The organism is Providencia sp. PROV109 (assembly GCF_033681625.1).
Lineage (GTDB): Bacteria > Pseudomonadota > Gammaproteobacteria > Enterobacterales > Enterobacteriaceae > Providencia > Providencia hangzhouensis.
Genome location: NZ_CP096320.1, coordinates 1,334,310 through 1,347,710 on the forward strand (window position 1 = coordinate 1,334,310; position 13,401 = coordinate 1,347,710).

At 38.7% G+C, this 13,401-nt stretch carries 14 protein-coding genes; 10 read left to right on the forward strand and 4 right to left on the reverse strand.

Annotated elements, in window-relative coordinates:
- Nucleotides 1-5: 5 nt before the first annotated feature.
- The 3 genes from accA (at nt 6) to tilS (ending at nt 3,367) form a co-directional block, all read left to right on the forward strand.
- Complete coding sequence (accA, locus tag M1F25_RS06080; protein WP_004257429.1) at nt 6-965, forward strand: acetyl-CoA carboxylase carboxyl transferase subunit alpha; 960 nt, start codon at nt 6-8, stop codon at nt 963-965.
- A gap of 148 nt (nt 966-1,113) precedes the next feature.
- On the forward strand, nt 1,114-1,917 hold the full coding sequence (locus M1F25_RS06085; RefSeq protein WP_232368725.1) for a DMT family transporter: 804 nt from the start codon (nt 1,114-1,116) through the stop codon (nt 1,915-1,917).
- A gap of 97 nt (nt 1,918-2,014) precedes the next feature.
- Nucleotides 2,015-3,367 carry a tRNA lysidine(34) synthetase TilS gene (tilS, locus tag M1F25_RS06090; protein ID WP_094961143.1) on the forward strand — a complete coding sequence of 451 codons (1,353 nt, stop codon included), beginning with the start codon at nt 2,015-2,017 and terminating at the stop codon, nt 3,365-3,367.
- Between the two features lie 63 nt (nt 3,368-3,430).
- Here the strand turns inward: tilS and rof are convergent, their stop codons facing one another.
- Complete coding sequence (rof, locus tag M1F25_RS06095) at nt 3,431-3,694, reverse strand: Rho-binding antiterminator (RefSeq protein ID WP_004257417.1); 264 nt, start codon at nt 3,692-3,694, stop codon at nt 3,431-3,433.
- A gap of 271 nt (nt 3,695-3,965) precedes the next feature.
- On the opposite strand from rof, the gene M1F25_RS06100 reads away from it, so the two are divergent.
- The 7 genes from M1F25_RS06100 to chbG all read left to right on the forward strand — a co-directional run bounded on the left by M1F25_RS06100 (nt 3,966) and on the right by chbG (nt 10,266).
- Nucleotides 3,966-4,622: a copper resistance protein NlpE N-terminal domain-containing protein gene (locus tag M1F25_RS06100; RefSeq protein ID WP_094961144.1), complete on the forward strand. Its 657-nt coding sequence runs from the start codon at nt 3,966-3,968 to the stop codon at nt 4,620-4,622.
- Nucleotides 4,623-4,994: 372 nt separating this feature from the next.
- Nucleotides 4,995-5,315 carry a PTS sugar transporter subunit IIB gene (locus M1F25_RS06105; RefSeq protein ID WP_094961145.1) on the forward strand — a complete coding sequence of 107 codons (321 nt, stop codon included), beginning with the start codon at nt 4,995-4,997 and terminating at the stop codon, nt 5,313-5,315.
- A gap of 114 nt (nt 5,316-5,429) precedes the next feature.
- A complete protein-coding gene (gene chbC / locus M1F25_RS06110; RefSeq protein ID WP_036957985.1) occupies nt 5,430-6,788 on the forward strand; it encodes a PTS N,N'-diacetylchitobiose transporter subunit IIC in 1,359 nt (452 codons plus the stop codon).
- 43 nt (nt 6,789-6,831) lie between these two features.
- On the forward strand, nt 6,832-7,179 hold the full coding sequence (gene chbA, locus M1F25_RS06115; RefSeq protein WP_094961146.1) for a PTS N,N'-diacetylchitobiose transporter subunit IIA: 348 nt from the start codon (nt 6,832-6,834) through the stop codon (nt 7,177-7,179).
- 10 nt (nt 7,180-7,189) lie between these two features.
- The gene (gene chbR, locus M1F25_RS06120; RefSeq protein WP_181489470.1) at nt 7,190-8,068 is read left to right on the forward strand and encodes a transcriptional regulator ChbR; all 879 of its coding nucleotides are present in this window, start codon (nt 7,190-7,192) and stop codon (nt 8,066-8,068) included.
- 48 nt (nt 8,069-8,116) lie between these two features.
- On the forward strand, nt 8,117-9,475 hold the full coding sequence (locus M1F25_RS06125) for a 6-phospho-beta-glucosidase (RefSeq protein ID WP_004257387.1): 1,359 nt from the start codon (nt 8,117-8,119) through the stop codon (nt 9,473-9,475).
- Between the two features lie 35 nt (nt 9,476-9,510).
- Complete coding sequence (gene chbG, locus M1F25_RS06130; RefSeq protein ID WP_094961149.1) at nt 9,511-10,266, forward strand: chitin disaccharide deacetylase; 756 nt, start codon at nt 9,511-9,513, stop codon at nt 10,264-10,266.
- Nucleotides 10,267-10,328: 62 nt separating this feature from the next.
- Here chbG and proS read toward each other — a convergent pair whose 3' ends face one another.
- From proS to rcsF, 3 genes are all read right to left on the reverse strand, one after another.
- Nucleotides 10,329-12,047, reverse strand: coding sequence for a proline--tRNA ligase (gene proS, locus M1F25_RS06135; RefSeq protein ID WP_004257383.1), 1,719 nt, complete (start codon nt 12,045-12,047; stop codon nt 10,329-10,331).
- 99 nt (nt 12,048-12,146) lie between these two features.
- Complete coding sequence (gene tsaA / locus M1F25_RS06140; RefSeq protein WP_112307287.1) at nt 12,147-12,866, reverse strand: tRNA (N6-threonylcarbamoyladenosine(37)-N6)-methyltransferase TrmO; 720 nt, start codon at nt 12,864-12,866, stop codon at nt 12,147-12,149.
- 7 nt (nt 12,867-12,873) lie between these two features.
- Nucleotides 12,874-13,275: an Rcs stress response system protein RcsF gene (gene rcsF / locus M1F25_RS06145; RefSeq protein ID WP_004257380.1), complete on the reverse strand. Its 402-nt coding sequence runs from the start codon at nt 13,273-13,275 to the stop codon at nt 12,874-12,876.
- Nucleotides 13,276-13,401 lie beyond the last annotated feature (126 nt).

Below are 13,401 nucleotides of genomic sequence, written 5' to 3' on the forward strand. Positions count from 1 at the left end.
ATATTATGAGTCTGGATTTTCTTGATTTTGAACAGCCAATCGCGGAATTAGAGGCGAAAATTGATTCTCTAACAGCGGTTAGCCGTCAAGATAACAACTTAGAAGTCAACCTAGATGAAGAGGTTGCTCGTTTACGTGAAAAAAGTGTTGAACTGACACGTAAAATTTTCTCTGATCTAGGAGCTTGGCAAATCGCTAAACTCGCTCGTCATCCACGTCGTCCATATACATTGGATTATATTTCTCGCATTTTTACTGATTTCCAAGAATTAGCAGGTGATCGTGCTTATGCAGATGATAAAGCCATTGTGGGTGGAATGGCGCGTTTAGATGGTCGCCCAGTTATGATTATTGGGCATCAGAAAGGGCGTGAGACAAAAGAAAAAATCCGTCGTAATTTTGGTATGCCAGCCCCAGAAGGTTACCGTAAGGCATTGCGTCTGATGGAACTGGCTGAGCGTTTTAACTTGCCTATTATTACCTTTATTGATACTCCTGGGGCTTATCCGGGCGTTGGTGCTGAAGAGCGTGGTCAGTCAGAGGCTATCGCACGTAATTTACGTGAAATGTCACGTTTATCTGTCCCAGTCATTTGTACTGTTATTGGTGAAGGTGGCTCTGGTGGTGCTCTTGCCATCGGTGTTGGTGATAAAGTCAATATGCTGCAATACAGTACTTATTCTGTTATTTCACCAGAAGGCTGCGCTTCCATTCTATGGAAAAGTGCAGATAAAGCACCACTAGCAGCAGAGGCGATGGGGATTACTGCTCCACGTCTTAAAGAACTGAAATTAATTGATAATGTTATTCCTGAGCCATTAGGCGGTGCACATCGTAATTATGATGAAATTGCGGAACAGCTAAAAGCACGCCTGAATGAGGACTTAAACGAATTAGATGCATTAGATGCCGAAGCGTTGAAAAACCGCCGCTATCAGCGTCTGATGGACTATGGTTATTGCTAATTATTAACCGCTAATCGTTAATAAAAACGGGAGTTTGCTTTTTGCCAGCTCCCGTTTTTTTATTTTTAAGCTAGTCATTTTTAATGATAACAGAGTGTTTTGATTTAAATTATTCATCTGCTGAAAATAATAATAGATAGGAACTAGGGTGCGACAATATAATTATTTGCTATATGCTTTTACTTGCGTATTGATATGGAGCTTTATTCCTATTGTCTCTCGTTTTGGGCAAGAAGGTATGGATAGCTTCCAATTCCTTTTTTGGTCAAACTTAATTTCAGCGATATCTGTAATTATTGTTGCACTTGCTTCTGGGTATCGGCTGACAAAACTGTTTATCTTGCCAAGAGATGTACTAATCAAAGTCTTTGTTCTTGGTTTTCTTGATTGTTTATTCTACTTGTTACTGTATTACGGATATTCCATTGAAAATGGTATCGCCGTATTGGTCATTCAATATAGCTGGCCATTAGTTATTATCTTGTTATCAGTAGTATTGCTAAAAGATAAATTAGCTGGAAGACAAATAATTGGCATCATAGTTGGTTTTATTGCGGTGGTTATTACTTTTACTAAAGGGCAAATTACACAGCTACATGTTGAAAACCCAACAGCGTTATTACTGGTTTTTAGTGGTGCATTTTGCTTTGCACTAATGTCAGTTTTTTCTCGCCAATATTCGATAGACCTCTATATTAGTACTGTGTGGTTATTTATTTTTTCAACGCTAACTTCTTTTGCCTTACTGATACTATTTAGTGAAATGCAGTTACCTTCAAAAGCAGCTTTTTGGCCAACATTGGTTAATGGCATTTTAATCAATGGGGTGTCTTATATTTTGTGGTTTAAGGCGATGAATACAGGTCATTCAGCGAAAATAGCTTCTGTGGTATTTTTATCTCCCGTATTATCGGTACTCTGGTTAGTGTTAATCTTAAATGATGTTTTTTAAATTGCGTATGCAATTGGGGTATTACTGGTAATTATTTCTGGTGTTCTGTGTGTTGGCGCAAAAAGCCAAAGCCAGAAGTCGTAAGAAGGGCGAATAAATGGCGCAGCATTCGCAAGTAATTGTTGAACAAGTTCTTAATAAAATAAGTGGTATTCAAAAAATTCTAGTGGGATTCAGTGGTGGTATTGACTCTACGGTTTTATTACATGCACTTTATCTTATTCGGCAACAACGGCTTCCTTCACTAGAAATTCGTGCTATTCATATTCATCATGGCTTGAATAGAAAAGCAAACGAATGGGAGCAGCATTGTGCTCAATTATGTTCACAATGGGACATTCCTTTTATTTGCCGACATGTCGTGGTTGATTCAAGCCAAAAAGGTATTGAAGCAGCAGCACGAGAAGCTCGTTATCAGGCTTACCGAGAAGAATTACAAGAAGGCGAGGTATTAGTTACGGCTCAACATCTTGATGACCAAGCAGAAACTTTCATGTTAGCGTTAAAGCGTGGTAGTGGGCCAGCAGGGTTGTCTTCAATGCCTGAATTATTGAGTTTTTCAGCGTGTTGCGGTTCAACATGGCTATTACGCCCATTACTTTCAACACCCCGTATAGCGCTAGAAGCTTATATGCAAGAGCAACAATTGTCGTGGGTTGAGGACGATAGTAACCAAGATGACCGTTACGATAGAAATTTTTTACGTCTTCATATTATGCCAACTTTGGCTGAGCGCTGGCCACATTTTTCTCATGCTGTCGCGCGCAGTGCAGCGCTATGTGCTGAGCAAGAATCATTACTCGATGAGTTATTAAAAGATACCCTTGAAGGTATGATGGATTACCGAGGGGGCCTATTTATAGATGATTTGCAAGGGTGTTCATCTTCCAAACGTAATGCGTTAATTCGTCGTTGGGTTGGTTTGCACCAATTGCCAATGCCGCCATTTAACCAATTGGAACGTATTTGGCAAGAAGTCGCGTTAGCTCGGCATGATGCAGACCCTATTTGCCGCTTAGGGCAATTTGAAATTCGTCGTTATCAAGGCGCATTGTGGGTTGTTAAGCGCATTAATAGTCTATTAAATAAACAGTTTGAATGGGCTTTTCCTGAGGTTTTTGAGTTACCTGAATCCTTAGGAGTATTACAAGTTATGGAAGGAGAGGGGCAAATACGGCCACCACTTTCGCATGAAAATGTGACAATCCGTTTTGGGCTGCAAGGCACATTGAAAATAGTAGGACGCCATCGTTCCAGAAGCAGTAAGAAGATCTGGCAAGAATTAGGCGTAGCTCCATGGATGAGAGAAAGAGTGCCATTAATTTATTATAACGACCAGCTAATTACCGCAGTAGGGTGCTTTATTACCCCTGAGGGGTTGGTTGATGAAGCGTCTCTGGGCATTGCCATCGATTGGCAAAAAGAGGGTGAATTTAAGGTATTAAATTAATGAGAAGCCCCTTATGACTGTGATTACCATAAGGGGCTATAGAAGGACTCAAAATCGTGAGTATTAGTGAGAGTGGTCGACAACAATTGTGCCGATTTCAGGATGACTGAAGGAAATTATGCAATCCAATCTTAACTCCTTGGTTCCATCATGTGTCTCAACAATCAGGTACTCAACTTTTTTTCGTAGGAGTAAATCACTGGCCTTCCCCTCAATATTCACGCCGTCATTAAGTATTATTTGCAACTTTAGCTGACGTTGGCATGCGATTTCTAGATATTCGTAATCATCACAATTGATAGGTTGATATTCAGTATCTGTAGACATATTCCCTCACCACTGTGTTAGTGGCGGTTATTGCCGCCTTGAACATGTTGTACTAAGCAAAAATGTGCTTAGTACGATAATAGCACAGTAACTTTAATAACTATAATCACAGCGCAGGGAAAAAGACAATTCTTATTCACTAAATCAATACACAACGTATTTTATCAGTAATGTCCGAATTTTCTTATGTTTGACATATTTTTATTAGATGAAATGCTATGATGTTTATATTGGTTAACAAGTTAAAACACATGGTTTTAAGGGAATTATAATGAAAAAATCACTAATGTTAGTCTTAATGGCGGTTGGAAGTATTACGTTAGCTGGCTGCCAGAGTGCGACAAAAAATATTGATGCAGCACCAGTCGATAAAGTCTATACAGGGGTTTTACCTTGCGCGGATTGCTCTGGTATTGAGGCGACATTGTTAGTTAACCAAGATGGTAGTTATGTTGAACAGCTCGTTTACTTAGGAACGAAAGATGGTGATACAGCTTTCCATGATACTGGTAAATGGGATATAGAAAATAATAAACTACGAGCAACTAATCCTAAAGGTGAAAGTACTTATTTTGCCCAATCAGCAGATGGTCAATCAGTGACCTTGCTGGATTTAGACGGTAACCCGATTGAAACACAGATGAATTATACGTTAGACCAAGTTAAGCCAAGTAAAAAAGTGGGGCAGTACCGCTATATGGCTGATGCAGCTGTTTTCAAAGAGTGCGATAGTGGTCGCCAATACGCTGTTTCTGGTGTTGAATTAGAAAAAGCGTATGGAGAAACTGGGGTAGATGGTGGTACACCTGTCTATGCTGAAATTGAAGGTTATTATACCATTCGTCCTTCAATGGAAGATGGCCAGTTTGATTCCGCATTAGTCCCAACAGGTGCAATTAAGTTCGACAAATCTGCTTCTTGCAACTAATTCGTACTTTTTTCTTTCTTAAGAAGACCCACTTCAACTGAAGTGGGTCTTTTTCTTTTTGGGCTATAAATTACCAATTAAAACGCCGTATTACCCATCTTTAATTTTTTTCTTATCATTATTTGATATCAATATAACTTTTTTATTGACGCAAAATATTTATATAAATGTGAGGATTGTCATGGCTGTTGGTCAATGGGAGACAATTGTTGGTTAGTTTGAATTATCGAAAATGCTGGGAAGGCAGTATACTCAATTCAACTAGAGATAATTAATTGCTTTAGTGTGTAGGGTTGGGTTAGATGATAAGTCTATAAGAAAACTTATAAGTTATAGCGGTAATAAAAAATAGAACGAATCAAAGGATAAGGAATGAATAAGAAAAATATTTATCTATTTTGTTCTGCAGGAATGTCTACCTCACTGCTAGTTAACAAAATGAGACAGCAAGCAGAAAAATACGATGTACCTGTCAATATAGAGGCCTTCCCTGAAAGCTTAGCTTCAGAAAAAGGTGTAGATGCGGATGTGATATTACTCGGCCCGCAAATTGCTTGGATGTTATCGGATATCCAAAAATTATTACCTAACAAGCCAGTTGAAGTTATTGATTCACTTTTGTACGGAAAAGTGGATGGGCTCGGTGTACTAAAAGCTGCCGTTGCAATTATAAAAAAACAAACTGCAAGCTAATACCAAAAAGCTATTTACAACCTCTACAACATAATAACTCCATCAACATTAACGTTATTAACATAACGTAATTAGTTAAGAATGGAGCATACTCAAAAAATTGAGGGTATTTTTATGAGTCTTTTTATCACTTCGCTTGAAAAGGTACTCCTTCCATTCGCTGTTAGATTGGGAAAGCAACCTCATGTTAATGCAATAAAGAATGGTTTTATTCGAATTATGCCTCTGACCTTAGTTGGGGCAATGTTTGTGTTAATTAATAATGTTTTTCTGAGTTTTGATACAGGGTCATTTTTCTATTCTTTGGGGGTTAGACTAGAGCCTTCAACGATAGAAACACTAAATGGTTTTAAAGCCATTGGTGGAAACGTTTATAACGGGACATTGGGAATTATGTCCTTAATGGCACCTTTTTTTATTGCGATGGCACTGGCGGAAGAACGTAAGGTTGATCCACTTGCTGCTGGTTTGTTAGCTGTTGCTTCTTTTATGACAGTCACACCATATGACGTCAATGGTGCTTATGCCGTTGGTGCTAATTGGCTCGGTGGGGCTAATATCATTTCAGGGATCATTCTAGGGTTAGTCGTTGCTGAAATGTTCACTTTTATTGTTCGCCGTAATTGGGTGATTAGATTACCAGATAGCGTACCACCATCCGTATCTCGTTCATTCTCTGCACTTATTCCTGGTTTTATCATCTTATCAATTATGGGAATTGTGTCGTGGGCGCTAAGCGGTATTAGTAGTAATTTCCATCAAATCATTATGGACACAGTATCCACACCACTTGCTTCTATGGGGAATGTTGTTGGCTGGGCATATGTTGTATTTACCTCTCTATTATGGTTCTTTGGTATCCATGGTTCTCTCGCATTAACCGCATTAGACAGCGGTATAATGACACCGTGGGCATTAGAAAACGTGTCTTTATATGCAGAGTATGGTTCAGTTGATGCTGCGATTGCTGCGGGCAAATCCTTCCATATGTGGGCAAAACCGATGCTTGACTCCTATGTATTCTTAGGTGGAACGGGCGCTACATTAGGATTAATTATCGCTATTTTTATCGCATCACGTCGTGCCGACCATCGTCAGGTTGCAAAATTAGCATTACCGGCAGGTATTTTCCAAATTAATGAGCCGATTATTTTTGGTCTACCGATCATTATGAACCCGGTTATGTTTATTCCATTTATTCTTATTCAGCCTTTATTGGCAGGAATAATGGTCGCGGCTTATTATTTAGGGATTATCCCACCAGTGACGAATATCGCACCATGGACAATGCCGACGGGTCTGGCTGCATTCTTCAATACTAATGGTAGTATCGCTGCCTTACTACTTGCATTATTTAACCTTGGTGTGGCTGTACTCGTTTATCTTCCGTTCGTTGTGATTTCTAATAAAGCACAAAACACAATCGATGAAGAAGAGAGTGAAGAAGATATTGCTAACGCACTTAAGTTTTAAAATAGGGGGAGTTTGCTCCTCCCATCAAAATAGAGATAAAAGTATGTTTGAACTTAATGATATCCAAGAAAATGCGACTATGGATGAACTTGAAGAAGTTGTCATGGGGCTGATTATTAATGCAGGGCAAGCAAGAAGCTTGGCTTATACCGCATTAAAAAAGGCGAAAGAAGGTGATTTTGTGACGGCAAAAAGTTTAATGGCACAATCGCACTCTTCGCTGAATGAGGCGCATAAAGTGCAAACTCAATTGATTGAAAGTGATATGGGTGAAGGACGAATCAAAGTTAGCTTAGTTCTGGTTCATGCACAAGATCATTTAATGAATGCCATGTTAGCCCGTGAATTAATTACAGAGTTAATTGAGTTACATGAAAAATTAAACCATTAGAGAGGGAGCCATGATGCAGGCACTGATGAATAGAACCGACACTAATGCTGAAATTAAACTCGTTCAAGAAAGTGAACTTTTTAATAATAAAACCTTTCATGTCTTTATTTATAATAAAGTTGAGAGTGCAAGTGGACTGCATCAACATGATTATTATGAATATATGATTGTTCTAACGGGGCGTTGTTATCAAATAATTAATGGGAAAAAAGTTTTATTAGAGCGGGGAGATTTTATTTTTCTCCCAATAGGGTCGCATCATGAAAGCTCTTATGATTTTGGGCCTACACGGATACTCAATGTTGGAATTAGTAAATCATTTTTTGATAAACATTATTTACCACTATTACCAAGTTATTTTGTTGCATCGCAAGGCTATCAATTAAAAAATGAATTTATGGCTTATATAGAGTCCGTGATTGCATCATTAAATTTTCGTGATAGTGAATTTAATGAATTTATTGAGTTGGTTACATTTAATGTCGTAAATCGATTACGCCATTATCGTGAAAAAAGTATGCGAGATGATGCCCCTCAATGGCTAAAAAATACATTGGAAGAAATGCATGATATCGCTATGTTTAGTGAAAGTGCCCTACAAAATATGATTTCGATAACGGGAAAATCACAAGAGTACTTAACTCGGGCAACAAAACGCTATTATGGCAAAACGCCAATGCAGATTATTAATGATATCAGAATTAATTTTGCTAAAAAGCAACTCGAAATAACTAATTATTCAATTACGGATATTGCTTTTGAATCCGGTTATAGCAGTCCAAGTTTATTTGTTAAAAAATTTAAAGAGCTAACTTCATTAACACCAAGTGATTACCTAAATAATCTTCCCATTTCTAAGCGTCTCAAGCATATCCATCTTTTTCTATAAAGATGGTGTGCTTTTCTATGTCTATTATAAAGGTACAATGAGGTTAATATGACTCAGAATCAGAAATTAAAAGTTGTCACCATTGGGGGTGGGAGTAGCTACACTCCTGAATTACTAGAAGGTTTTATTAAACGTTACCATGAGTTACCTATTACTGAATTATGGTTAGTGGATGTTGATGAAGGTAAAGAAAAATTAGATATTATCTATAATTTATGCGAGCGCATGGTTAAACATGCCAATATACCACTCAAGATATTTAAAACGCTTGATAGGCGAGAAGCATTAAAAGACGCTGATTTCGTGACGACTCAATTAAGAGTTGGGCAATTAAAAGCACGTGCGTTAGATGAATCAATCCCCTTAAAACATGGTTATTTGGGGCAAGAAACTAATGGTGCTGGTGGCTTATTCAAAGGGCTGCGAACAATACCTGTGATTTTTGATATTATTAAAGATGTCGAAGAAATTTGCCCGAATGCTTGGGTAATTAATTTCACCAACCCCGCAGGTATGGTAACTGAAGCTGTTTATCGCCACACTAACTTCAAACGTTTTATTGGTGTTTGTAATATACCTATCGGTATGAAAATGTTTATTACCGATGTTTTGAAACTATCCGATAGCGATGAATTATCTATCGACTTATTTGGTTTAAATCATATGGTTTTTATCAAAGACGTTATTGTAAATGGTTCATCACGGTTTAATGAGTTATTAGAAGGGATTGCTTCTGGAACATTAAGCGCAAATTCAGTTAAAAATATTACAGACCTTGCTTTTGATGAAGGATTAATTCGTGGATTAAATCTGATCCCATGCTCTTATTTATTGTACTATTTTAAACCTAAGGAAATGCTAGCGATTGAGCTTGGCGAGTATTATAAAGGGGGGGCTAGGGCTCAAGTCGTGCAAAAAGTTGAGCATCAACTCTTTGAACTATATAAAAATCCAACATTAGATGTAAAACCTAAAGAGCTTGAATTAAGAGGTGGAGCTTATTATTCAGATGCCGCTTGTGAAGTCATCAATGCAATATACAATGACAAACAAACGGAGCACTATGTTAATATTCCACATCATGGGCATATTGATAATATTCCTGAAGACTGGACAGTCGAAATGACATGCTTATTAGGTCGTGATGGCGCAAAACCGCACCCACGAGTAAAGCATTTTGATGATAAAGTACTTGGTTTAATTTATACCTTAAAAACTTTTGAAATTACCACTAGCCAAGCTGCAGTAAATGGTCAGTTTAATGATGTTTTATTGGCGATGAATCTAAACCCATTAATTCATTCTGATAACGATGCGCGTTTAATTTCTAAGGAATTACTTATCGCCCATAAAAAACACCTACCGAACTTCGCTAAAGCAATACAACAGCTTGAGCAAGAAGGTTAATTAGCCAAATAGCTTATAGTGTCAAGGGAGAGCATATGGCTGTATTACTTATTGTAAATGCCGATGATTTTGGACTCTGCGAGGCCGTTAATTACGGCATCATTGAATCTCATCGTAATGGAGTTGTTCATTCAACAAGCGCGATGATGAATATGCCTGCAATATCCCATGCGGCTAAATTAAGCCAAGAGAATCCGAATCTGGCAGTGGGGATGCATTTTGTTTTAACGGCTGGGAAGCCTTTCTCATCAATGCCTACTCTCAGCCGTGATGGGCTGTTGGGTAAATGGCTTTGGAATATTGATATTAATGATTTACCATTGATTGAGATTGAACAAGAACTAAATTTGCAATATCAAAAATTTATCGAAATTTTTGGTCAAAAACCGAGCCATATCGATAGCCATCATCATGTTCATATGATTGAGGGTATTTTTCCAATTGTAGTTGCTTTCGCCCAAGAAAAGGGTATTGCATTACGTGTTGATCGCCAATTAGAGAAAAATTGGCCGCCATTATCATATCAAGTGCCAAGCACTGACTGTTTTAGTAGTGAGTTTTATGGTGATCAAATCTCAGAAGCGTTATTTTTGAAGATTATTAATGAAGCTAAAGCACAAGGTAATAATTCTATTGAAGTTATGAGCCATCCTGCTTTTATTGATAATGCGCTATTAAAAAGTAACTATGCTTATCCACGTTTAAATGAATTGGAAGTATTAACATCTGAAAATTTAAAATCACAGATTTTGGCGGATGGTTTTAAGATTGGTTCGTACCGAGACATCTAAAAAAAGAAGCCCAAATTCAAATAACCGAAATTTGGGCTTTATTTTCTAGCTTTTAACTTATTTTATTTACCGAGCTTTCCTTTTAGGAAGCTAATAACATTTTCTAAGCCAACCAATTCTTTATCATCACTACGGCGTGATTTATATTCAATTTGGTTGTTGTCTAAGTTACGGTCACCAATAACGATAGTGTATGGAACACCAATCAGCTCCATATCGGCAAACATCACGCCTGGGCGCTCTTTACGGTCATCGAAAATCACATCAATACCATTTGCTTTTAAGTCAGCGTAAAGTTTTTCTGCAACTTCTTTAACACGATAAGATTTGTGCATATTCATTGGTAAAATAGCCACTTGGAACGGAGCAATTGCATCCGGCCAAATAATTCCGCGGTCATCATGGCTTTGTTCAATAGCAGCGGCAACAATACGCGTTACACCAATGCCATAACAGCCCATGGTGACGATTTGGTTATGTCCATCTTCATTTTGGACTGAAGCTTTCATTGCTTCTGAGTACTTAGTCCCTAATTGGAAAATATGGCCAACTTCGATACCACGTTTAATTTGCAGTACACCTTTACCATCTGGGCTTGGGTCTCCTTCAACAACGTTGCGTAAATCAAAAGCTTCTGGTAACGCCAAATCACGTTCCCAGTTGATGCCAAAATAGTGTTTACCATCAATATTTGCGCCTGCACCAAAGTCGCTCATTACTGCAACGCTACGGTCGATAACAATCGGAAGTGGCATATTGACTGGGCCTAAAGAGCCCGGGCCAGCATTCACTGCATTTCTGATTTCAGCTTCCGTGGCGAATTCTAATGGGCTAGCCACTAATGGGTGTTTTTCTGCTTTGATTTCATTTAACTCATGGTCGCCACGAATTAATAAAGCGACGAGCGTGTGACCTGAATCTTTTTTCGCATGAACAATCAATGTCTTAACAGTTTTTTCAACAGGTAAATTGAATTGCTCAACGAGCTCTGCGATTGTTTTTGCATTAGGCGTATCAACAAGACGCATCTCTTCTGTTGGAGCGCAACGTGGCGTTGTTGGTGCTAATGCTTCTGCGAATTCAATGTTAGCGGCATAATCAGATTCGGTAGAGAAAATAACGTCATCTTCACCATTTTTTGCTAATACTTGGAATTCGTGGGATGCGCTACCGCCGATAGAGCCAGTGTCAGCTTGAACGGCACGAAAATCAAAGCCAATACGCGTGAAAATTTTGCTGTAGGCTTCGTACATCGCATCATAGGTTTCTTGCAATGATTCTTGGCTAGTGTGGAAAGAGTATGCATCTTTCATAATAAATTCACGCGAGCGCATCACGCCAAAACGTGGGCGAACTTCATCACGGAATTTGGTTTGAATTTGGAATAAATTCAATGGCAATTGCTTGTAAGAGGTGATTTCGTTACGGACTAAATCTGTGATCACTTCTTCATGGGTCGGGCCGAGAACAAACGGGCGCTCACCACGGTCAACAAAACGCAGCAATTCAGGACCATACTGTTCCCAACGTCCACTTTCTTGCCATAAATCTGCAGGCTGAACGACGGGTAAAGATACCTCGATAGCGCCTGCATTTTCCATTTCTTCACGGACGATGGTTTCTACTTTACGCAGAACACGAACACCAGTGGGTAACCAGTCATACAGACCGGAAGCAAGTTTACGGATCATTCCTGCACGCAGCATCAGCTGATGGCTGATAACTTCTGCATCCGCAGGGGTCTCTTTTAGAGTTGAGAGCAGATATTTGCTAGTACGCATTGTATAGGTTCCATTAGAACAACAAGTTATGGCAAACGACTTATTTGCCAAGGTATATAGTGAGCTAGTCTACCAGTGACGGAGGCTTGCCAAAAGGGGTTAACGTGATTTTTCGTATGGTTCGATAGCGAATACTTCAGTCACACCATCAATTACCCGCCAGCGAATATTAAAATCTAATAAATGGACTGCATAGTCACGTGTTTCAGTAGATTGTTTCTTATATGCGGGGCGAGGGTCTTGCATTAAAACTTGTGAAATAAATTGTTTAATACCTGGGTAGTGATTTTGATAATCATCTAATTCAGTTTCTATTTCTGGGGTAAATATAACCTGCATATCATCTGAAGGTATGTCCTGTGCGTACCCTGCAGTTGCGGTTGGTATTGCCTCAGCAAAGGGTAAGTAAGGTTTTATATCGATAACAGGGGTGCCATCTACTAAATCAAGGCTACCAAGCTCAAGGATCACTTGACTGTTTTCTATTGTTATTCCATGTAATTCAACAAGAGACATGCCTATTGGGTTTGGTCTAAATGTTGAACGGGTTGCGAAAACACCCATTTTATCATTGCCACCTAGTCTTGGAGGGCGCACTAGCGGTTTCCAGCCATTTTTCATTGTTTGATGAAAAACGAATAGAACCCAAACATGGCTAAATTGACTGAGTCCTCGCACCGCATTTGGGTCGTTGAATGGAGAATGCAGATGTAAGCGTCCCGCACCCCCCTGAACAAGTCCAGGTTGGCGAGGGATTGCAAACTTTTCTTTATAAGGTGATTCAATGTGCCCAATAACATTAAACTGAAAAGATTGCATAAGATATTTATTCAACAATTTGTAATGCACTGCCTTCACAGATAGTTGCCTGATAACAACCTGGAGAGGTCATGGTTTGGCACTGGTGTAAAAGTACGGCATCAGCCGCAATATAGGCAGCTTGTGTTAACATACTGTTTTTTGCGGTATTCAAATTTGCCGGAGGGCTTTGAACGCTTTCTCGACAAGATTCCCCAGAAACAACACCTAAATCTTTGAAAGGCATCCCTAATAATTCTTCTGGGCTATTCATTAATTTAACGTTTGCTGTGTCTGGCTCTGTTACTTTCGGTACAGGTTTAGACAATTTCATACTAGTGAAACCTTTATTTTGCCCTGGACTCGTGTATTGGTTAATTCCACACCCGGCTAACACAAATGTTACCAAAGTGAGCAATAACAGTCTCATAAGTTATACCTTTCTTATCTGATTCAAAATAATGCTGCGTTGTTTTTATAGTCTATAAATTACAAAAAATACTAGACGGCGTTAAGCCGTCTAGTATTTTAATCGTTTTTTAAATAATAAAAAAGA